The sequence below is a fragment of the Peribacillus sp. NPDC097295 genome, assembly GCF_044761665.1.
Lineage (GTDB): Bacteria > Bacillota > Bacilli > Bacillales > DSM-1321 > Peribacillus.
In genome coordinates, this window is record NZ_JBIWCW010000011.1 from 23,832 (window position 1) to 44,021 (window position 20,190).

General features: G+C 41.0%; 21 protein-coding genes and 1 riboswitch. Of the genes, 4 read left to right on the forward strand and 17 right to left on the reverse strand.

The window, feature by feature from the left end:
* The first annotated feature begins 140 nt into the window (after nt 1-140).
* Both ACIQXN_RS16100 and ACIQXN_RS16105 read left to right on the forward strand, forming a co-directional pair.
* Nucleotides 141-1,193, forward strand: a complete 1,053-nt coding sequence (locus ACIQXN_RS16100) for an acyltransferase family protein (protein ID WP_402968645.1) — start codon at nt 141-143, stop codon at nt 1,191-1,193.
* 283 nt (nt 1,194-1,476) lie between these two features.
* Nucleotides 1,477-3,237, forward strand: a complete 1,761-nt coding sequence (locus ACIQXN_RS16105) for a B12-binding domain-containing radical SAM protein (protein WP_402968648.1) — start codon at nt 1,477-1,479, stop codon at nt 3,235-3,237.
* Nucleotides 3,238-3,275: 38 nt separating this feature from the next.
* Here ACIQXN_RS16105 and ACIQXN_RS16110 read toward each other — a convergent pair whose 3' ends face one another.
* Both ACIQXN_RS16110 and ACIQXN_RS16115 read right to left on the reverse strand, forming a co-directional pair.
* Nucleotides 3,276-3,416, reverse strand: a complete 141-nt coding sequence (locus ACIQXN_RS16110; protein WP_402968651.1) for a hypothetical protein — start codon at nt 3,414-3,416, stop codon at nt 3,276-3,278.
* Nucleotides 3,417-3,575, reverse strand: a complete 159-nt coding sequence (locus ACIQXN_RS16115) for a hypothetical protein (RefSeq protein ID WP_402867950.1) — start codon at nt 3,573-3,575, stop codon at nt 3,417-3,419.
* A 118-nt stretch (nt 3,576-3,693) separates the two neighbouring features.
* On the opposite strand from ACIQXN_RS16115, the gene ACIQXN_RS16120 reads away from it, so the two are divergent.
* The gene (locus ACIQXN_RS16120; RefSeq protein WP_402968653.1) at nt 3,694-4,029 is read left to right on the forward strand and encodes a DUF3905 domain-containing protein; all 336 of its coding nucleotides are present in this window, start codon (nt 3,694-3,696) and stop codon (nt 4,027-4,029) included.
* A 47-nt stretch (nt 4,030-4,076) separates the two neighbouring features.
* Here ACIQXN_RS16120 and ACIQXN_RS16125 read toward each other — a convergent pair whose 3' ends face one another.
* The 11 genes from ACIQXN_RS16125 to ACIQXN_RS16175 form a co-directional block, all read right to left on the reverse strand.
* Nucleotides 4,077-5,054 carry a quinone oxidoreductase family protein gene (locus ACIQXN_RS16125; protein ID WP_402968656.1) on the reverse strand — a complete coding sequence of 326 codons (978 nt, stop codon included), beginning with the start codon at nt 5,052-5,054 and terminating at the stop codon, nt 4,077-4,079.
* A gap of 390 nt (nt 5,055-5,444) precedes the next feature.
* Nucleotides 5,445-5,936, reverse strand: coding sequence for a 2-phosphosulfolactate phosphatase (locus ACIQXN_RS16130; protein ID WP_402968659.1), 492 nt, complete (start codon nt 5,934-5,936; stop codon nt 5,445-5,447).
* Complete coding sequence (locus ACIQXN_RS16135) at nt 5,933-6,079, reverse strand: hypothetical protein (RefSeq protein WP_402968661.1); 147 nt, start codon at nt 6,077-6,079, stop codon at nt 5,933-5,935. The genes ACIQXN_RS16130 and ACIQXN_RS16135 overlap by 4 nt, the downstream gene beginning before the upstream one ends.
* 4 nt (nt 6,080-6,083) lie before the next feature.
* On the reverse strand, nt 6,084-7,151 hold the full coding sequence (locus tag ACIQXN_RS16140) for a phosphotransferase family protein (protein ID WP_402968664.1): 1,068 nt from the start codon (nt 7,149-7,151) through the stop codon (nt 6,084-6,086).
* Nucleotides 7,152-7,177: 26 nt separating this feature from the next.
* Nucleotides 7,178-7,579, reverse strand: coding sequence for an acyl-CoA thioesterase (locus ACIQXN_RS16145; protein WP_402968667.1), 402 nt, complete (start codon nt 7,577-7,579; stop codon nt 7,178-7,180).
* A 15-nt stretch (nt 7,580-7,594) separates the two neighbouring features.
* Nucleotides 7,595-8,374, reverse strand: coding sequence for an enoyl-CoA hydratase (locus ACIQXN_RS16150; RefSeq protein WP_402968670.1), 780 nt, complete (start codon nt 8,372-8,374; stop codon nt 7,595-7,597).
* A complete protein-coding gene (locus tag ACIQXN_RS16155; RefSeq protein WP_402968673.1) occupies nt 8,371-9,258 on the reverse strand; it encodes a 3-hydroxyacyl-CoA dehydrogenase family protein in 888 nt (295 codons plus the stop codon). Before ACIQXN_RS16155 ends, ACIQXN_RS16150 begins: the two co-directional genes overlap by 4 nt.
* Before the next feature lie 158 nt (nt 9,259-9,416).
* The gene (locus tag ACIQXN_RS16160; protein WP_402968676.1) at nt 9,417-11,027 is read right to left on the reverse strand and encodes a long-chain-fatty-acid--CoA ligase; all 1,611 of its coding nucleotides are present in this window, start codon (nt 11,025-11,027) and stop codon (nt 9,417-9,419) included.
* A 35-nt stretch (nt 11,028-11,062) separates the two neighbouring features.
* Nucleotides 11,063-11,836 carry an SDR family oxidoreductase gene (locus ACIQXN_RS16165; protein WP_402968679.1) on the reverse strand — a complete coding sequence of 258 codons (774 nt, stop codon included), beginning with the start codon at nt 11,834-11,836 and terminating at the stop codon, nt 11,063-11,065.
* A complete protein-coding gene (locus ACIQXN_RS16170; protein ID WP_402968838.1) occupies nt 11,833-13,002 on the reverse strand; it encodes an acyl-CoA dehydrogenase family protein in 1,170 nt (389 codons plus the stop codon). Before ACIQXN_RS16170 ends, ACIQXN_RS16165 begins: the two co-directional genes overlap by 4 nt.
* Nucleotides 13,003-13,402: 400 nt before the next feature.
* Complete coding sequence (locus ACIQXN_RS16175) at nt 13,403-14,755, reverse strand: TrkH family potassium uptake protein (RefSeq protein WP_402968682.1); 1,353 nt, start codon at nt 14,753-14,755, stop codon at nt 13,403-13,405.
* Nucleotides 14,756-14,985: 230 nt separating this feature from the next.
* Here ACIQXN_RS16175 and ACIQXN_RS16180 point away from each other — a divergent pair, with 230 nt between their 5' ends.
* Nucleotides 14,986-15,177, forward strand: a complete 192-nt coding sequence (locus ACIQXN_RS16180) for an alpha/beta-type small acid-soluble spore protein (protein ID WP_402968685.1) — start codon at nt 14,986-14,988, stop codon at nt 15,175-15,177.
* A 47-nt stretch (nt 15,178-15,224) separates the two neighbouring features.
* On the opposite strand, the gene ACIQXN_RS21565 is transcribed toward ACIQXN_RS16180, so the two are convergent.
* The 4 genes from ACIQXN_RS21565 to ACIQXN_RS16205 form a co-directional block, all read right to left on the reverse strand.
* On the reverse strand, nt 15,225-16,490 hold the full coding sequence (locus tag ACIQXN_RS21565) for an anti-sigma factor domain-containing protein (RefSeq protein WP_483878344.1): 1,266 nt from the start codon (nt 16,488-16,490) through the stop codon (nt 15,225-15,227).
* The gene (sigI, locus tag ACIQXN_RS16195; protein WP_402968688.1) at nt 16,487-17,230 is read right to left on the reverse strand and encodes an RNA polymerase sigma factor SigI; all 744 of its coding nucleotides are present in this window, start codon (nt 17,228-17,230) and stop codon (nt 16,487-16,489) included. Before sigI ends, ACIQXN_RS21565 begins: the two co-directional genes overlap by 4 nt.
* Before the next feature lie 371 nt (nt 17,231-17,601).
* A complete protein-coding gene (locus ACIQXN_RS16200; protein ID WP_402968691.1) occupies nt 17,602-18,366 on the reverse strand; it encodes a TerC family protein in 765 nt (254 codons plus the stop codon).
* Nucleotides 18,367-18,455: 89 nt separating this feature from the next.
* Nucleotides 18,456-18,558, reverse strand: a riboswitch (yybP-ykoY riboswitch).
* 55 nt (nt 18,559-18,613) lie between these two features.
* The gene (locus ACIQXN_RS16205; RefSeq protein WP_402968694.1) at nt 18,614-20,176 is read right to left on the reverse strand and encodes an aldehyde dehydrogenase family protein; all 1,563 of its coding nucleotides are present in this window, start codon (nt 20,174-20,176) and stop codon (nt 18,614-18,616) included.
* Nucleotides 20,177-20,190: the final 14 nt, after the last annotated feature.

Here is a 20,190-nt window from a genome sequence, read left to right on the forward strand (position 1 = left end):
AATACACCAGGAGCCATCATGAAATTTTATTTTTCAATATGGTGAATATAAGCTTTTTAAAGATTATGGATTTCATTCTATTTTTTTAGGGTATATAAGACAATGAATCTAGCCCTTAAAATAAATTCTTGGAGGCATCTATGAAACAACGTGATTTTTTCTTTGACAATGCTAAGTTCATACTCATGGGCTTTGTTGTTTTTGGACATTTGTTAAACACTTATATAAACGATAGTGAAGTGATTTACGCACTATATAAAACCATTTACTCTTTCCATATGCCAGCCTTTATCCTTGTTTCAGGTTTTTTTGCAAAAGGTTTTTACCAGAAAGGATATCTAGCTAAGATCACGATGAAAATGATCATGCCTTATGTCATTTTCCAAATTATTTACACGGTATACTATTATTTCTTATATGACCGTTCATCCTTCAATGTAGACATGCTAAACCCTCAATGGTCTCTTTGGTTCTTGATCAGTTTATTTTGCTGGAACGTCATGCTGCTCGGTTTCTCGAAACTGAAGCCACTTGTTGGTATTGGTTTATCATTTCTTATCGCCTTACTGGTTGGATATATGGATTTCATCTCCAATTTCCTGAGCCTATCGAGAACTTTTGTGTTTTTCCCTATGTTTTTAATCGGATATCATTTAAATAAAGATCATTTAAAAAAACTATTTACACCCAAAGTCCATATAGCGTCGTTACTTATCATTCTAGTGGTTTTCATTGGTTTTTATTTAAAATCAGACATCAATTACAAATGGCTGCTTGGCTCAAAGCCCTATTCCGAGCTAGAAGAAACGTCCATCATTTCCATGTTTAAACGCCTTGGATTTTACGGATTAAGTGTAATAACGGTGTTTAGCTTTTTATCCTTTATTCCGCGTCAACAGTATTTCTTTACGAACTGGGGTAAGCAGACCCTTTATGTGTACTTGCTTCATGGCTTCTTCATTCGTTTCTTCCGTGAAAGCACACTCCAGGAATACTTTAGTGATACCGAAAGCTTTATCATGTTGGCTGGACTATCCTTCTTGATTACAGTGATGCTTTCAAGCGAGATTATAGGTTCCATGGCACAGCCCATTATCGAATTGAAAATATCCCGGACTAAACAGTTTGCAAGTAAAATCAAAGAATATATAAAGCCTAGTAAAGAAAGTAAAGAATCTTCTACAAGAATATAGAAATGAGAAGGGCAGTCCGAAAAGGGGTAATTGAGCCCCAATTGAATAAATAAAGAGAGGCAGAAATGTTGATTTAACAACATTTCTGCCTCTTCAATTTTACGTTTTCTTACTCGAAAAAGGACTTATAAGACAGCCCCTTTTCGTTTTTTAAAACAACACTTTTTGACCATAATCGGTTTTTCAAATGGACAGGGCTATGGTAAAATTATTCGTTAGTGCTTGTTGACTTTTAGATAACATGTACGCGAAAGGAGATAGGCGTTTTTTCCACGCATTTTTTATGAATATAATTATTAGTACCCTTAATGCAAAATACATCCATACATCTCTATCCATACGATACCTGAAGGCTTATGCACAGCCCGAGTATGATGCACAGCTAGCGGAATACACGATTAAAGACCCGATTATGAACATCGTCGGTGACCTCTATTCTAAAAAGCCAGATGTAATCGGGTTCAGTTGTTATATTTGGAATATCGAAGAAACCATGAAGGTCGTAGCCATGCTGAAGAAAATCAAACCGGAATTAGTTATCATCCTCGGTGGACCTGAAGTTACATACGATGTCCATGATTGGCTAGATCAAATTCCCGGTGCCGATTTTATTGTCATCGGTGAGGGAGAAGTTACCTTCAAAGACCTGCTCTCGGAAATTGAAGGAGAACAAAACTATAAGAAGGTTAGTGGAATTGCCTATCGTCAAGATGGAAAGAAAGTGATTCAGCCCCAGAATGGTAAAGTGGACCTAAAATCCCTTCCATCACCTTACCGTTTAGAGGAAGACCGTCACGAATTATCCAAGCGGGTTACTTATATCGAGACAAGCCGAGGCTGTCCATTTAGCTGTCAATTCTGTTTATCGTCGATTGAAGTGGGTGTCCGTTATTTCGACCGTGAAAAAATTAAAGAAGACATCAGATACTTGATGGATAATGGAGCAAAAACGATTAAGTTTGTGGATCGTACCTTTAATATCAGCCGGAGTTACGCAATGGAAATGTTCAGATTTCTAATAGATGAGCATCAACCTGGGGTCGTTTTCCAGTTCGAAATCACAGCTGACATCATGCGTCCTGAAGTCATTCAATTCTTAAATGACAATGCACCTGCCGGATTGTTCCGCTTTGAAATCGGTGTACAATCGACAAACGATCACACGAATGATCTCGTCATGAGAAGACAAAATTTCGAAAAGCTAACCAGAACCGTCACAATGGTAAAAGACGGTCAGAAAATAGATCAACATCTCGACTTGATTGCCGGGTTGCCTGAAGAAGATTACTCGACATTCAGAAAGACCTTCAATGATGTTTTTGCGCTTCGTCCTGAGGAAATGCAACTTGGCTTCTTAAAAATGTTACGTGGCACTGGGTTGCGAATTAGAGCGGACGAGCACGATTATATTTATAGTGATCACGCTCCTTACGAAATCCTTGGAAATAACGTTTTATCCTTTGATGATATTGTCCGCATTAAACAAGTCGAAGACGTTCTTGAAAAGTACTGGAACGATCATCGAATGAATTATACGACTGAGTTCCTCGTCGAAACGGTATTTAACTCACCGTTCGACTTTTTCCAGGAATTCGGAACCTATTGGGATGAGCAGGGCTGGTCACGCATTGGTCATCAGCTAGAAGATCTATTCAGGCGGTTAGAAGAGTTCCTGGCTGCACGAAATACCGACCAGTTGAAAAACGTACTCGGACTCATGAAATTGGATTACTTTACGAATCAAAAATATAAACCACGTAAGCCTTGGTGGGAAGCCGCTTTAGATAAACAAGGACGTTCAAAGATTTATGATGAGGTCCTTCAAAATCCTGAATATCTTGGAGCTGATTTCAAGGACTTGCAACTGAACGAAAAGGAAATATTCAAGCATACATTGATTGAAGAGCTTCCTTTTGATTTGGAAAGTTATTTGACAAATGGGACCATTATTGAACAACCATCGATCATGCTTGCTTATTTTGATCCAAGTGGTAAAGGTTCAAGGATTTTTTCCCTTTCAAAAACTGAAAGCACAACCCTATAAAAAAAAGGACGGACCCCAATTTTCGGGTCCGTTCTTTTTTATTTTTTATTATTCTTTGTAGCCAATATTTCATAAATCTTGGTTGCATTCATTTCTTCACTAAATTCCATTCCGAATTCCGTTCGTACGTATTGGACTTTATCTTCTTGTTTCTCTGTTTTACGTGTATGTGTATTCATTTAGCTTCTTCCTTTTCTTCCTTGCTTAGAATTGCGGTTGGCACCCTTCATGACATTTTCATCTGCTGCAAACTCATTAGAAAATTCATCTATGCCTTGATTCTTCTTCGGCGTTTTACTTGCTTTGACAGCTCCATCCACATTAGCTTTCCTTTTCATTTTCATTCCACCTCTATAAAAAAGTTTACATGATAGAATGGGGTAATTCGGATCAAAATTATTCACGGATAATTTAAGTTCATTCGCGTAAATTAATACTAAAACAAGGGGGATTACGATGAAAAAAAAGTTGGACAATCCGATCTTATCCGATACTCAGCCCCATCAAATCAATGCGCCCAGCTTTAAAAATACCGGGATACAACCAGAGGCTCCTTTTGTGAATGACTACGGAGTGGTAATTGGGGATAGTAAATATGCCTCCGACAATTCACCACTTGAAAATTGGTCCGAGGATACGGATCCCGAAATCATGGCTGGAGATGAATGGGTACACCCGACAAATGATATTGGCTGGAACTCTACGGAAAACCGGGAACTGTTAGAAGCAAAACGAGACCCTGAAGCTCCTTTTTTTCACCCGGATAAAGACGTTAGCATCGAAACGGATTAACCTTCACATTAAAGAGGGTGTCCTGCAAATCCAGGACACCCTCTTCCTTATTTAACCTGCAAAATCATTTTCCCTTTCGTTTGACGCGAATTCATTTCTTCATGAACCTCTGCTGCCTGTTCAATAGGGTAAACGCCCCCGATTGTCAATTTCAATTTACCTGAGGCCACGTACGAAAATAGCTCTTTGATACTTGGTAACAGCAAATCTGGTTTTTTCATGATTTGCGGCAGGAAAAAACCTACAACAGACTGATTACGGCGCATTAAGGTCTGGGGGTTCATCGTATATGTTTCACGACTCGCATTGCCGAAAACAACCAATCGACCAAACGGGGCCAGACATTTCAATGTTTTATTGAAAATATCCCCACCTGCCATTTCAAGCGCGACGTCCACGCCCTTTCCATCGGTTGCCTCTCTCACCTCTAACTCCCATCCTTCTTGTGTGTAATCAATGAGCACATCCGCACCCATTTCTTTTGCCAGTGTCAACTTTTCCTTCGTACTTGCAGTAGCGATTACCTTTCCAGCTCCGAATATTTTCGCAAGTTGCACCGCAATTGTTCCAACGCCTCCTGCAGCTGCATGGATAAGTACCGCTTCCCCCGGCTGTAGACGTCCCATCGTTTTCAAGATGTGGTACGCACTTAAACCCTGTAGCGGTAAAGCAACGGCCTCATGGAATGAAATTTCATCCGGTAACGGGATCACTGAGAATTCATTGGATATAGCATATTCTGAATACCCGCCTGAGTCGATCAAACTCACAACCCTTGTTCCCGACTTGATTTTTGTAACCTTTTCTCCTACCTCCACCACAACTCCCGCAACTTCCGCACCTGGTATAAATGGGAGTGGGGTCGGCACGACATACTGTCCTTCCCGACGAGCTGTATCGGCATAGTTAACGCCTACACAGTCAATTTCAATCAGCACATCATATCCCGTAGGTGTCGGTTTTTCCTTTTCTGTCAACTTTAAGACTTCTGGGCCACCATAGGCTTCAAATTGTATTGCTTTCATTTTTCTCCCCCTCATTATTGTTCTTTAATGTACAATGCCAGCTCTTTCACATCTTCTTCGTAACATCGGAAGGAAAAATATCAGCCAGCGGAATGGTATGGCGGGCATTGATTTGGGCGGCTACTTCTTTAAGCTTCCGTTTTGTTCTTCCTACCAAAAAAACTTTGCCCCCTCTTCTGCCAGTCGAAGGGCTGTCGATTTGCAAATACCAGAACCTGCACCCGTTATGACAGCAATGGACTGTGAAAATCTCATTGTTTCACCCCTTCCCATCAGTAACCATCTAACGTTTACTGGCTGTTCTTTACAGTTTGAATTTTTCCGTTTATCAACTCAGGAACAAGGGTTATCGATCCCTTTTGAGCTGCCAATTTCCAATCGTCCTTTAAATCATGGTTGTCCAACATGCGAAGATTGTATAATTTGAAAGGCTTCATCGACATTCTTCCTATAAAATGTGCAAGCAGCCAAGGTAGCATCATTCAGTATAAAAGCATCTCGTTTACCTTGAACCAAACAATCAATCAAGTGTCCTGCCCCATAAAAATCTTCCATACTAAATTCACCCGAATTTCTCGAACACACAATAATAATGGTTTCGGTTTGGTAAACGTTTTTTATCTTTTCTGCTACGGATGGATTATTAAGCAAAGAGGAAATATACACCTTTTTGGCAGAACTTGAAATTTGCAGCGCTACCGTGCCATTAGTTATTGATAGGACAAGCGTTTTACCCTGGACCATCCCATTTAAAAGCGTCGGACTCGGGTAGATATAACCTTCAATCGACTTGGTCCTCAGCTCCCCAGCGAGCAGGCATTCCCCTGGGGCCATGCCTTTGCTTTTCACCAGGGCATCCTCAGGGTTAAGGACCGGAATCACTTGCTCTGCTCCGTTATGAAGAGCAGATACGATAGTCGTCGGTAGAACACATCCAGTACGACTGCCACTTTCTCAGCGTCCAGAAGCTTGGCTTTATCTATCCCTTCTTTTTTTAACAGCAATTGTATGTGCACCTTTTTCATCTCATCAGGCTTCCTTCGCGGCCACTTGGGCTGCATGAGTAATTAAACTGTTCACCATTTGCCCCAGTTTGGCAAAGCGGCCGTCCTTGGTCTGTGCCAATTCATAGCGATAATAGATTTGCTGAAGGATGACAGCTAACTTAAAATAGCCAAAAGTCCTATAAAAATCCATGTTTGAAACATCTAGGCCGCTTTTAGTAGCATATGCTTGGATGAATTCGTCTCTTGACATAAAACCATCCAAGGTTGTAATCGAAGCCTGACCTAAACCGACTTTGACCATCTCTGGATCGCTTTCTTCCGTCCAATAGCTCATTGCAACACCTAAATCAGCCAGCGGATCCCCCACAGTTGCCATTTCCCAATCAAAAAGACCGACCATCTCGCTTACATTATGGTTGAACATCGCATTATTGATTTTATAGTCATAGTGGATGATTGAAGTTTGACTATAATGCGGTATATTCGTTTGTAAATAAGCGATGAGCGGGCCTACTTCCTTGATTTCCTCTGTCTTTGCTCGTTCGTATCGGGAAATCCATCCTCGTACCTGCCTCTCCATAAATCCTTCAGGCTTGGAGATCTCCGCCAGTCCCGTCTTTTCATATGGGATGGAATGAAGGTCCGCAAGCTGATTAACCATGATATTGGAGAGTTGACGGCATTTTTCGACAGTCGGAACGATACCTTTTGGAAACTCGGAATCTATTACAATTCCATGCTTTCTTTCCATAAGAAAAAACGGGGCACCAACAATCGAGTCATCATCCGAAAATAATATAGGTTCAGGCGCTGCTTGGTAATACGGGTGGATGGATGAAAGAATATGGTGTTCACGATTCATATCATGGGCTTTAGGAGCGACCGGACCAAGCGGTGGTCTCCTCAGGACAGCTTCCCACTCACCGATTTTAAGCTGATAGGTCAAATTGGAATATCCTATAGAGAACTGTTGCACTTCTAATCGTTCATTTGGAACCTCCACTATGTTTTCCTGAAGGAAAGCCTCCAATCTATTTACATTAAGTTCCTCCCCGGAACGAACAGGAATTGTATCACCCATCTTTTCCATCACCCCTTTGACATACATGAATTAAACTAGCTATGAACTAGATGCGGGACTAATTTTTCTTTTACCCTTTCAGGAATTGGTTCACTTTTTTGTTCCGTAAAATTGAAACAAACCAAAACCGCCGTACCTTTTGAGATGGGCTCACCGGTTTGCGAACAGAGAATATCTTGGCTCAACTCACAGCTTTTCGTTCCTACTTTAGTCAAATACGTCCGAACGGTGAGGAGTTGGTTAAAGTAGCCTTGGGAAAAGAAATTGCAATTTGTCGAAGCCAACAAGAAGTTCCAGCCTTCGACGCTTGACACCAATCCCAGCGCTTCAAAAAATTTAAGGCGGGCCTCTTCAAGGTAAATGAAATAACTTCTGTTGTTGATATGGCCCAATGCATCCGTTTCCGAAAAACGGACATTCACTTTTAGTTCATGCATATGATACCTCCATTTTTAGCGATGTGAGAACGCGGGTTTTCGCTTTTCCAAAAATGCCGTAACTCCTTCTTTCACATCTTCCGTTTGAAAGATTTCCTCAAAAAGGTTCGCTTCAATTTCCAATCCATGTTCAAGAGTCGCTTCGCTCCCTTCATCGATTGCCTTTTTGATTCTTGAAAGAGCCTGTAATGAATGACTTGTCATTTTGGAAGCTAACTTCTTAGACTCCATTAAACCGTCTCCCTGTTCCACAACTTTATTGACAAGCCCTATTCTTTCGGCTTCTTGTGCAGTCAGTGGATCACCAGTGAAAATAATTTCCTTCGCTTTAGCATTTCCTACAAGTCTCGACAAACGCTGCGTGCCTCCAGCTCCAGGAAATAATCCTAATTTCACTTCCGGTAAACCAATTTGTACGCTTGCTTCGGCAACACGTAAATCACAAGCTAGAGCCAATTCGCAACCACCGCCTAAAGTTATACCATTTAAGGCGGCAATGGTTGGTTTAGGGAATTTATCAATTTTAGTTAAAATCTCATGGCTTTCTCTTACCGTTTCCATCATATTGGGATTGCCCATCATTTGTGGGAACTCCTTTATATCCGCACCAGCGGCAAAAGCCATATCTCCAGCTCCTGTAATAAGAACTGCTACGATTTCATTATCATTTTCAAGCTGTGTGAAAATCCCCAATAGTCCTTGAAGCACTTGTTTGCTGATTACATTTAACGGGGGATTATCAATCGTCACGATGGCAAGCATATTTTCTTTTTCTACTCTCACTAAGTTCGTCATATATTCTTCACTCCTTGATTTGTATAGTCATACCAACCTTTACCGGTTTTCCTACCTAAATCACCCTGTTTAACCTTTTCTTCTATACAAGCATTAGGCTTATCTTTTGGATTTCCCGTTTCTTTATAACGTTGTTGCATGACGAAATACCCTACATCAATACCTGACAAGTCCATAAGCTCAAAGGGGCCGATGGGATGGCTTAATGCTTTTCGGCAAATTAAATCGATATCCTTGTAATCCGCTATGCCTTCTTCATATAGGTAGAGTGCTTCCTTCTGCAATGCACCCAATATACGATTAGCGACAAAACCCGAAATTTCCTTACGTAGTAAAACGCCTGTCCGATTCATTTTCTCAGTGACTTCTAAAGCAAGCTTTGCTGTTTCTTCGGATGTTTGATCGCTCATGACTACTTCCACGCAATCCATGACAAGCGGCGGGAAAAAGAAATGCATGTTGATAAACTTTTCAGGGCGACTTGTCACTCCAGATAGCAAACTATTCACGATGGTCGAACTATTCGTCGCAAAAATGGTTTCTGAAGGTGCCACTTGCTCTAACTTGGCGAAGACTTCCTGCTTCACTTCAATTTTTTCCACTACCGCCTCAATGATCAAATCCGCACCGCTTGCGGCCTTATTCAAATCGGTCGTAAGTTGAAGATGGGTGAAGGCTGCCAATTTACTGTCTTCAGTCAGCTTTCCTTTTTGTACCCATTTACTCATGAGTCCTTCTAATTTCCCTTTTGCGGTTTGTAGAGCCGTTTCTTGAACATCCTGTAATATCGTATTGAAGCCACCAAGGGCAGCAAGCATCGCAATTTGGTGACCCATCTGGCCCGCCCCAATGACCGTTATGGACTGAATTTTATTGTTCGACATCGACTCATCCTTCCTTTTTAACTAGTTTTTCTCGATTCCCTGCAAAATCATTTCCATGAATATTTCCGCCACTTCCCGGTCCGTTTTTTCTCCATTTGGATCGAACTGTTAAAATATCAGTTGAATTGCTCCATACGGTTTCGTACAATCAAACCATTTTATTTCCTCGCCATTTCTTCCCTTAATGCTCGCCTTAAAATCTTCCCAACATTTGTTTTTGGAAGTTCATCTCGAAATTCGACTAATTGAGGGATTTTGTAAGCAGCTAGATTTTTACGACAGTATTCGATGATTTCCTGCTCACTGGTTTCCTGATTCTTTTTAAGAACAAGTATCGCTTTTACGGTTTCTCCCCTATACGCATCTGGAACTCCGATAACCACCGCTTCCTGGACCGCAGGATGCTCATAAAGCACTTCTTCTACATCCCTTGGGTAAATGTTATATCCGCTGGCGATGATTAAATCCTTTTTCCGATCGACAATATAGAGGTATCCATCCTCGTCCACCTTCGCTATGTCCCCCGTATAAAGCCAACCGTCCTTCAAAGTGACCGCCGTCTCCTCCGGCATATTCCAATACCCTTTCATAACTTGTGGGCCTTTAACCACCAACTCCCCCAATTCACCAGGAGACACTTCATTCATCCCCTCACCCAGGTCTACAACTTTATAATCCGTCGATGGAAACCCGATTCCTACACTACCTGGCTTTCTTTCAGCAAATGCCGGATTGCAATGCGTCGTGGGCGATGCTTCCGAAAGTCCATACCCCTCCAATATCTTCGCACCTGATTTCCTCTCGAACTCACGAAGCAATTCAAGAGGCATAGGAGCACTTCCACTATTACAAAGTCGTATGGAATCCATACCGTATTCTTCGGCTTTAGGATGGTTGGTCAATGCGACATACATCGTCGGTACACCAGGAAACGTAGTTGGCTGTTCACGCTTGATGGTTTCAAGCACTTCTTCTATTTCAAAACGAGGGAGCATAATCGAATCCCCGGCCGTGTATATGGATAAATTCATTGCAGACTGCATCCCAAATACATGAAAAAGCGGGATGACCGTCAACGTTCGCTCACCGCCCATTGTTAGCTCATGTTTAAAAAATTCATACGATTGAACAACGTTTGCCAAGATGTTGCGATGTGTCAGCATGGCGCCTTTGGATCGACCCGTTGTTCCCCCTGTATATTGAAGGACGGCTATATCGTTTATAGAGTCAAATGTAACAGGAGATATGTTTCCATCACCCGTTTTCATAAACTGGTCAAAAGAGACATCCGTTTTAAAATCTGCTTCAGATGGCTGGAGGCTGACTACAATGACATTTTTCACATTTCCATTCGGCTGGACGCTCTTCAATTTTGGATATAATCCGTCTAAAACGACAATGGTCTCGGCACCGGAATCCTGTAAAATTTGCTGTAGCTCCCGTTCGACCAACATCGGATTGACCTGGGTGATGATCGCTCCTACGGTCAACGCCCCATAATAGGCAATAACGTATTGAGGACAGTTAGGTAGCATGAGGGCGACGCGATCACCTTTTTGAACTCCTTTTTTTTGAAGACTCGATGCAAAATCCTGTGAGGCAAAGAAGAGCTCTTGATACGAAATCTTTTTCCCATAAAAGGTGATCGCTATGTTGTTTGGATAGGCTTTACATGCATTTTGCAGGATTTGTTGCACCGGGATATCCGGAACCTCTATTTCCTTGGATATTGAATCTGGATAAACGGTCAGCCATTTTTTATTGTTCATTACATCACCCTCCAGCCAATTTTTAGTTCTTTTTCCTACATGACATGTGAACCGCCATCAACAATCAGGATATTGCCTGTCACATAATCTGAAGCTTTTGAGGCAAGGTATACCGCAGCCCCCTTCAGATCATCCTCGTTACCTAACCTTTTAAGCGGAGTTGATTCCAATATAGGGATTTTCCCTTTAGCAAGGACGTCTTTTGTCATAGTTGTCGGAAAGAAGCCAGGGGCTATCGCATTTATGTTAATATTATGCTGGCCCCATTTAGCCGCTAAATCCTTCGTTAACGTTATTACCGCTCCTTTGCTCGCATTATAGCCGACCGCATCAAGAACATTGGGATCCGTACCTCCAAGCCCCGCAACGGATGCGATGTTGATAATCTTTCCATGTCCCTGTTCGACCATGATCCTACCAACGGTCTGGCACATGATAAATGTTCCCGTCACATTGACATTCATCACTTTATTCCAGGCTTCGAGGGGCATGTCGATGGCCGGTGCCCCCCAGGACGCACCGCTATTATTCACCAAAATATCAATGGAACCGAAAGACCGAAACGTTTCATTGACGACTTCTTGTACATCAGCGGGATTCGTGATATCACATTTAAAGGAAAGTGCCTTCACACCAAGTTTCTCGATACGAGCCGCTACTTCATCACATGCTTCCTTCTTTCTTGAACAAAGGACTACATTAGCCCCAGCTTCGGCAAAGCCGATCGCTATCTGTTCGCCCAGCCCTCTTCCACCGCCAGTTATGATGGCTGTCTTTCCAGTTAGATCGAATAACTCGGTTATTTTCATATTTTCACCTCGCTCTTTTCGTATTTACGAAGTTCGATTTTAGCGACCTGTGAACGGTGAACCTCATCCGGACCATCCGCAAGCCGCATGGTCCTAGCATTGGCCCAATGTGCAGCGAGTGGGAAATCGCCGGAAACCCCTGCAGCTCCAAAACCTTGGATTGCACGATCTATCACTCTCAAAGCCATATTAGGTGCTACTACTTTTATCATGGCTATTTCTGCTTTCGCTTCTTTGTTTCCGACAGTGTCCATCATATGAGCGGCCTTTAACGTCAAAAGCCTGGCTTGTTCAATTTCGATCCTCGAATCCGCCACCCATTCCATGATCACCCCTTGTTTCGACAATGGTTTACCAAATGCAACACGATTTTGTATGCGCTTACATAATTCTTCAAGCGCTCTTTCTGCTGCTCCGATCAGTCTCATGCAATGATGTATCCTGCCCGGCCCTAGCCTACCTTGAGCGATTGCGAATCCTTTCCCTTCACCCCATAGTATATTTTCTGCAGGGACCTTCACGTCATTAAAAGTAATTTCAGCGTGTCCATGTGGCGCATGGTCATATCCGAATACAGAAAGCATTCGTTCAATTTTGACACCCGGTGTATCTAACGGTACAAGAATCATCGATTGCTGCTCATATTTGGGAGCCTCCGGATTGGTCTTACCCATGACGATGGCAATTTCACATCTCGGGTCACCGGCCCCTGATGACCACCACTTTCGGCCACTGATGACATATTCATCACCTTCTCTTACAATTTTGCACTCAATATTAGTTGCATCAGAAGACGCCACTTCAGGTTCAGTCATCGAAAAACACGAACGTATTTGCCCAGCAAGCAAGGGTTTCAGCCACCGTTCTTTATGTTCATCCGTACCATATCGGACCAACACTTCCATATTCCCAGTATCTGGGGCGTTACAGTTGAATATTTCAGGTCCTATCATGGACCTCCCCATGATTTCACAAAGTGGCGCATACTCGAGATTCGACAAACCCGCTCCATGAGCACTATCTGGTAAAAATAAATTCCATAGTCCCGCTTCCTTTGCTTTATCGGTCAATTCAGACAGAATGGGCGGTATATCACTCCAGCGGGTGTTTTGATTTTCTAATTGCTTTTGATACACAGATTCATTAGGGTAGACATATCGCTCCATGAACTCGATTAACTTTTTTTCTAAATCCTTCACTTTTTGAGTGTGTTCAAAATTCAAGATAATTCCTCCCTTTACTAACTAACTGGTCGGTATGTTATTTCACTTCCGATATATTATTATTTTTACAAAATTATGAATTGTTATTTTTACAATAATTCATTGCCTATGATAGATGGCTCTTCTTTAGTGCTGTTTGACATTAGAGAATGCAACAATTATGGCAAGATAAAATGCCCCAACGGAAACCTACCTTCCTAGGGACGGCATTTATACGAGGCAAAAGATGGAATGTTAAAATATCCCTATTAAATTAAAATTCAACAGTTCCTCCTTAATTCCTGCCACTAATAAAAATAACCTCTCCGATTTTGGGGAGAGGTTTATCTTGACTATTTTATGATCAGCCAATTATGACGCGTTCTTTAGGATAATGGTAGTTCTCTGTAACTTCTTTATGACCAATGATATAAAGGAAGGAAGTAATTCCCACACGACCAATAAACATAATAATCATAATAACTATCTTACCGATATTACTCAGTTCAGGCGTGATTCCCATCGAAAGGCCCACGGATCCAAAAGCAGAACAGACTTCAAAAATAATCTGTATTAAAGTGAAGTTCTCGGAGATCGATAAAATGAAGATGGCAATAATGCAGAGCAGGGATCCCATTATCATGACAGCAGTCGCTTTGCGAGTATCTTCAGGATGTATTTCCCTTTTGAATATTTTAATTGACTTTCTCCCCCTCATGAAATTCCATAAAAAGAGAATCATGATAGCCAACGTCGTTGTCCGTATCCCTCCACCAACTGAACTGGGCGATGCACCAATAAACATCATAACGCTCATAAGTAATAAAGAGGGTTCCGAAAATTCACTAACATTCATCGTGGAAAGTCCACCACTTCTCGTATTGGACGACATGAATAAAGAGTAGAAAAGTGATTCATGCCAGTTTTTCCCGCTAAAGAAACCCTTTATTTCAAGTAGGTAGATAAGGATGGCCCCTCCAATGATAAGACCGAAAAAGGTTACAGACGTTAGTTTAGTGAATAAGGAAAAATGAAATTTATACGTTCGGGAACTATTCGACAAGAACTCTTTCAATTCAATTAAAACAGGAAAACCAATGGCCCCTAGGGTCAGGAGGATAATCGTGATGAATTGCACAAAATAATCCCCTTTAAATGGAATCATCGAAATCCCACTAATATCAAAACCAGCATTCGTGGTGGCGCTGACAGCTAAAAAGAGGCCATTGATGAAGGCTTCTTTCCAATTCGGATAAAAATTCAAAAAGTATAGACCTAAAATGAGAGCCCCAATTAATTCAATTGCGACAAAAATCTTAATGATCTGTATCAATAATTTAACGAGGCCAGAAAGATTCGTCTGATTTTGGTCAGTCATGATCAGTTGTCTTTCTTTGATTCCGATTTTTTTACCTAAAATCAACCAAAAAAACGTTCCTAGTGTCATTATGCCAATCCCGCCGAATTGGAGAACAAACATTAAAATGAAATAGCCGGTCTGGCTAAATACTTCGGGTGTATTGACTACAGTTAATCCTGTTACACTCACTGCACTAACGGCTGTGAAAAGCGCGTCCATGAAATCCCATTCTACTCCAGGCCTCAAAGCAATCGGCAGACTTAAAAGGACAGTGGAAATGGTGACAGCCATAAAATAATAACCAACGATAAGTTGGGCCGGCGTTAATTTTGATAATAGTTTTTTGATAGCTCTCATGCAGAGTTTTCCTTTCTTACTCCTATGTAATTGATGATAGAACCATTCCAAAATCTATATTAGTGTACACTTTTTCCGTCCTTTTTTCCATTACCTTTTAGTATCTCCCTTACCTGCAACAATAAGGTAAGGTTACCAATAAGTTCGATATCCCTGCATAAGTAAAAACACCTTTTTTACTTATACTATAATTACAGCGGCACAAGCCGCTGACAAAAGGGGGAATTCAAATGGCTAACAGCAGTAACAAACTTCTTGTTCCGGGAATCGAACAAGCATTAGACCAAATTAAGTATGAAATAGCTTCAGAGTTCGGTGTCCAATTAGGCTCAGACACAACAGCTCGTGCCAACGGTTCTGTTGGTGGGGAGATTACAAAGCGGCTAGTCCAACAAGCACAGTCTCAACTTAAAGGTCAGTAAAAAAATTGAATAAAATGGCTAAGAGCCCAGCAATTGCTGGGCTCTACTTACTTTTTATCTTGACTTTCTTTTAAGCCTCTATGATTGAACTGATTTCCTCTTTGATTTTGTTTTGGAGGGTTTTTCCTTTGCGGGTGTTGCCTCACAGTTTCTTCCTTTTGTACTTGGCGATTTGATACTTTTTCCTTCTGCCCATGTTGCTTTGGGGCTTTTCCCTTGTGAGCTTGCTGCTTTAGGAGTTTTTCATCCTGCCTCTGCTTTGAAGCTTTTTCTTTCTGAACTTGTTGCTTTGGGTTATTTTTTTTAAACCTTTGTTGTTTTGGGGGTTCTTCCTTTTGACCTTGATGCTTTGGGGTATTTTCCTTTTTCACTTGTTTCTTCTTTATCTCTTTTTCTTTTGGCAAGTTCACTTTATATTCCTTTTCGTGAGACTCAATCTTTTTTGCCTTTACTTTCTCGTTGGTTTCGATCGCTTTTTGTTTTTGTTCAGTCACCTGTTTTTTTATATGTATCGTTTCAGCTTCATTTTTAGGGGATTCATTGTGGTGACTATTATTTTTCTTACCGGTTATTGAACTTGAACTTTCCACTTGTGTTTCCTTAGCCTTCTCTTTACCATTCTTGCTTTCTTTTTCATTCTTGCTGCTTGCTTTATCTAACTTCTTTTCAACGAATTTACCAGTTGATATACCTTGTTCCTTGGCCTTCTTCCGGTCATTTTTTGTTGCGGGAATAACTTTAAGGTCTGTTTGGGCAAAATTCTCCTGCCTTGAGACTTTTTTAATTTCTGCTTTTAGGTTCTTATCAAGTGCTTTATTATCATCTAATAAAGTTGTTGAAACGACAATTTGTTTTTTCCCTTCCATATAACCGAGTTTTCTTGTCGTCATGACGATACGATTTGTGACTACTTTAACATTCTTGCCTTTCCAGTTTGAAATCTCCTTAATTACGAGCTTCCCATCACTATTCAAGCCAGTGAGTTTGAGAACCTCCAATTCATCATTTAGTTCCAGTTCGATACTTGGATTTACATCGAATGTCATATAAGCGGAGACATGTTCAGTAAAGAATGATGGTAGGACGGATATAAGAATAAGAAAACTGGATGCCAAACTGAACACCACTGTTTTTTTTGCAGGCATATTCAAACTAGAGAATGAAAACGTGAACTTCTGTTTAACGCTCGAAAAGGATATTTCTTCTCCGACTTTATAAGGCCGGCTTTGTCGTTTAGTTTTTAAAAACTCACCTTCTGGGGTCAAAAGAGTGACGAACCGTTTATTTATAGAAAGAACAACTCCTCTTTTCATCCATTAATCACCCCTTTTATATACTCCTTCAGGTACAGGAAATCACCATTTAAAATGATGGCCACGGCAATGATGTACTTTCGATTCCGCTCTATGGTTTTTCTGCTTACATCCACCCTGCCTTCAAGCTGTTTAACAGGAAGACGTTTCTTAGTAAACAGGATTTCTTTTAACTCGTCATCCTCCATTAACATTTTAGCCATCATAACTGCTCCTTTCCTCGCATCAGCATGTTTGGGAGAGTTGTCGACAAGGTCCTCAAATGATAGGCCAAAATCTTGTAAATGACTGATATAAAGCTGAATTTCTTCATTCCTTTTTTCTGATTCTAATTGCTTTTCATATTCCTGAATGGAATTTATATTATCAAAATAATCCTGGTTTTGATGACCTTCGTCGTCCAGCGCGATATCCACTGCCACTTCTTTGCGCCTTGACTGGCTCCGCAAATAGTCAATAACCCTTCTTTTCACAATGGTTTCTGCAAATGCAAGTAAGGAGCTTCCTTTTTCAGGGGAGTATTTGTCAATCGCTTCATTAAAAGCAATCAACCCAATACTGAATTCATCATCTGATTCATATATGTAACGTCTGCAAACGGAAGAGACGGTTTTAGCTATAAAAGGCTTGAATGATTCTATGGTATCGTTACGAAGGCTTCTATCGCCTTGTTGAATTTTCAAAACGGTTGATTCTAAAGAACGCTTTTTTTTGAATGCTGTAAACAACAAACCAAGCATTTGGTCACCTCGCTCCTGTTGAAGGTACAATTACACATCAACATATTTATCTTAAGCGGAGGGAGCCTAAAAGACAGTTCCAAAAGACCTATTTTCGTAAAAACGGCATATTAAATTATAAATGTAATATGATAAAATACTTAGTTTTTTCTCGTTTATTACATAGTAATTACATTAAAATAAAAAACTTTAATCAATCCCGCTATTTTATAGGGCGATTGTCATTTTTATTACTTTAATTTAATATTCGACTCTTAATCATAAACTTCGAATTAGCGGTATTTTTTTTGTGGGTTACATGTGAATTTTCCAGTAAATGATTAATTTATCACTCATAAAAAAGTCAGGCGTGATTTTCACGCCTGACTTTTTTATACTTCTTGAATTTGTTTTTCTTTTTTACTGGAAATGATCCACGCACCGACAGCAATCCCTATTAACACGGTCCAGAAAATGGATTTCCAAAGGGTTGATTCCGGAAAATGTTGCTCCAAAACTCCAAGCGAAGGGTGTGCAAGCGTGTAGACGGCCAATTTCACCCCTACCCAGCCAACGATCAAGAAAGCTGCAGTTTCAAGCGATGGACGTTGATGAAGCAATTTGACAAATCCATTAGCTGCAAATCGCATGATGATCAATCCTATCATCCCGCCGAGGAACATGACCGCAAATTGCCCCCCGTCTATGCCACCAACTTTCATCCACCCTGTCGCTGGAAGTGTAACGGCTAATGCAACTGCTGCAAGCATCGAATCAATGGCAAATGCAATATCCGCTACCTCAACTTTAACGACGGTCATCCAGAAGCCAGCTTGTTTCTTAGGTTTCTTAACTTCAGATTCGCCTTTACCGGCATATTTTTTATAAAGATGTTGAAATGCAATGAAGAGTAGGTAAAGCGCTCCGATTGCTTGCACTTGCCAAACATCGACAAGGAAAGAAATAAGAAATAAACTCGCAAAACGGAAAACAAAAGCACCCAGCAATCCGTAAAACAAGGCTTTCCGCTGTTGATCTTTTGGTAAATGCTTAACCATCACTGCCATGACAACTGCATTATCAGCTGCGAGTATCCCTTCAAGTCCAACTAAGATAAGAAGGACCCAACCATATTCCAATAATAATGAAACTTCCATCTATTCTACCTCCAATAGTTTTATATTTTCCTACCTATCGGCATTTGGCAAAATAAAAAGACCTCTGCCGTATAGGCAAAGGTCTTGCTGAACATGAAAAATCATGTCAACAAAGCCGATGAATGTCTCCATTCACGTAATGACGACTTTGTTTTAGGGCGAACCCTAACGCTACTCCCCTTTGATTAAAGGAAAATCAGATATTAAGTATATTAAGTAGTATACGTGTTAATGGTAAAAAGAACAATCATTTTTTCGTTTTTTCTTTGGAAATCCTTAATAAGTGCATATATTCCTTACCAAATTGAATCCAATTCGTTTTAGCTGAAAAATAGTGTTGGAACAGCGATAAAAACCTTGGGTATTTCCCTTCATACGGATACCACTGGATTTCCGAATTCTTTTTCCCTTTATCCACCATGATTGCTTTTTCATGACAGAAAATTCGCATACCCTGTTCTCCATGATAACGTCCGATACCACTTTGTTTTGCGCCGCCAAATGGCAGGCCATGATTGGCAACCGTGATCAAAACATCATTAATGGTAACCGCCCCCGTCACTATTTGGCAGGCAACCCGATTGGCTTTCTCCTCATCCATGCTCCAAACGCTTGAATTAAGTCCATATTGGCTCTCATTCGCAAGATGAATCGCCTCTTCTTCACTATCGAATGGGACGATGGGAAGAATTGGACCGAATGTTTCCTCATTCATGATTTTCATTGAATGATCGACATTAGATAGTATAGTCGGTGGGATGAAATAGGTTTGTCCAGATTTCCAGTCATTCGGTTTGCTACCGGATTCGATTACGGCTCCCTTATTCAGTGCGTCATCAAGGTGCTCTGCAACAATATCAAGCTGTGCAGGGAACGTCATCGAACCAACATCGTCTGTCAATTGTGTACCCTGCCTTAAAGCATTCGCCTTTTCTTTAAGCAAGGACAAGAATTCCTTATACACCGACCTTTCCACATATACCCTTTCAACACTCATGCAGACCTGTCCACTGTTGGTAAAAGCTCCCCACAATGCCCCATTCACAGCACGTTCCAAGTTTGCGTCCCCGAATACGATCACCGGGTCCTTGCCCCCAAGCTCAAGGGTGGTGGGGATTAATTGTTTAGCAGCGACTTCACCGATAATTTTACCTGTTCTTACAGAACCAGTGAAAAATATATAATCCGGTTTTTGTTCCGTTAATGCTGCACCAAGTTCTTTCCCACCATGCGCAAATTGAATGACCCCATCGGGAAATCCAGCTTCTTGAAACAAGTCATCCATGTTCACTCCTACTAAAGGCGTTACTTCCGAAGGTTTGGAAATAACCGTATTTCCTCCAACTAAAGCATTCAGAATGGGCACCATCGCCAGTTGGAATGGATAATTCCAAGGTGAGATGACGAGTACGGTCCCTCTCGGCATATAGTCAATGAAAGATTTCTTTCCGATTAGCATTAATGGTGTGGTTGCCTTTTGTCTCGAAAGGGCTTTCCTTGCATGTTTTTCAATATGCTTGATTGCATCGATCGTTGGCATTATATCAGCGACCAAGGCTTCAATCTTGACCTTCCCGGTATCCTTCGATATAGTTTCTGCTATCTCATCCATCTTTTCAACCATCAGTAATCGAAGGCGCTTTAAATATTTCAAGCGTTCATCGATAGATAGTTTTGACCAAGACACAAAAGCCTGCCTTGATTTTGTATATAGTTTAGGAATGGATTCCATTGGGGTTTCATCCAGCTCGGCAATCATCTCCCCGGTTGCCGGAGAGTATACTTCCCACTTTTCATGTAACTCTTCCATAACTTTTCCCCTTG

Bases quoted from the DNA above. Each gene is read 5' to 3' on its own strand.
- ACIQXN_RS16125 (WP_402968656.1), bottom strand. From the start codon at position 5,054: ATGAAAGCAATACAATTTGAAGCCTATGGTGGCCCAGAAGTCTTAAAG.
- ACIQXN_RS16205 (WP_402968694.1), bottom strand. From the start codon at position 20,176: ATGGAAGAGTTACATGAAAAGTGGGAAGTATACTCTCCGGCAACCGGG.
- ACIQXN_RS16155 (WP_402968673.1), bottom strand. From the start codon at position 9,258: ATGTCGAACAATAAAATTCAGTCCATAACGGTCATTGGGGCGGGCCAG.
- ACIQXN_RS16135 (WP_402968661.1), bottom strand. From the start codon at position 6,079: ATGAAAAAGGTGCACATACAATTGCTGTTAAAAAAAGAAGGGATAGAT.
- ACIQXN_RS16100 (WP_402968645.1), top strand. From the start codon at position 141: ATGAAACAACGTGATTTTTTCTTTGACAATGCTAAGTTCATACTCATG.
- ACIQXN_RS16110 (WP_402968651.1), bottom strand. From the start codon at position 3,416: ATGAATACACATACACGTAAAACAGAGAAACAAGAAGATAAAGTCCAA.
- ACIQXN_RS16120 (WP_402968653.1), top strand. From the start codon at position 3,694: ATGAAAAAAAAGTTGGACAATCCGATCTTATCCGATACTCAGCCCCAT.
- ACIQXN_RS16170 (WP_402968838.1), bottom strand. From the start codon at position 13,002: ATGGAGCGATATGTCTACCCTAATGAATCTGTGTATCAAAAGCAATTA.
- ACIQXN_RS16200 (WP_402968691.1), bottom strand. From the start codon at position 18,366: ATGGAAGTTTCATTATTATTGGAATATGGTTGGGTCCTTCTTATCTTA.
- ACIQXN_RS16175 (WP_402968682.1), bottom strand. From the start codon at position 14,755: ATGAGAGCTATCAAAAAACTATTATCAAAATTAACGCCGGCCCAACTT.
- ACIQXN_RS21565 (WP_483878344.1), bottom strand. From the start codon at position 16,490: ATGAAAAGAGGAGTTGTTCTTTCTATAAATAAACGGTTCGTCACTCTT.
- ACIQXN_RS16150 (WP_402968670.1), bottom strand. From the start codon at position 8,374: ATGACGAACTTAGTGAGAGTAGAAAAAGAAAATATGCTTGCCATCGTG.
- ACIQXN_RS16140 (WP_402968664.1), bottom strand. From the start codon at position 7,151: ATGGAAAAGATGGGTGATACAATTCCTGTTCGTTCCGGGGAGGAACTT.
- ACIQXN_RS16145 (WP_402968667.1), bottom strand. From the start codon at position 7,579: ATGCATGAACTAAAAGTGAATGTCCGTTTTTCGGAAACGGATGCATTG.
- sigI (WP_402968688.1), bottom strand. From the start codon at position 17,230: ATGCTTGGTTTGTTGTTTACAGCATTCAAAAAAAAGCGTTCTTTAGAA.
- ACIQXN_RS16160 (WP_402968676.1), bottom strand. From the start codon at position 11,027: ATGAACAATAAAAAATGGCTGACCGTTTATCCAGATTCAATATCCAAG.
- ACIQXN_RS16105 (WP_402968648.1), top strand. From the start codon at position 1,477: ATGAATATAATTATTAGTACCCTTAATGCAAAATACATCCATACATCT.
- ACIQXN_RS16180 (WP_402968685.1), top strand. From the start codon at position 14,986: ATGGCTAACAGCAGTAACAAACTTCTTGTTCCGGGAATCGAACAAGCA.
- ACIQXN_RS16165 (WP_402968679.1), bottom strand. From the start codon at position 11,836: ATGAAAATAACCGAGTTATTCGATCTAACTGGAAAGACAGCCATCATA.
- ACIQXN_RS16115 (WP_402867950.1), bottom strand. From the start codon at position 3,575: ATGAAAAGGAAAGCTAATGTGGATGGAGCTGTCAAAGCAAGTAAAACG.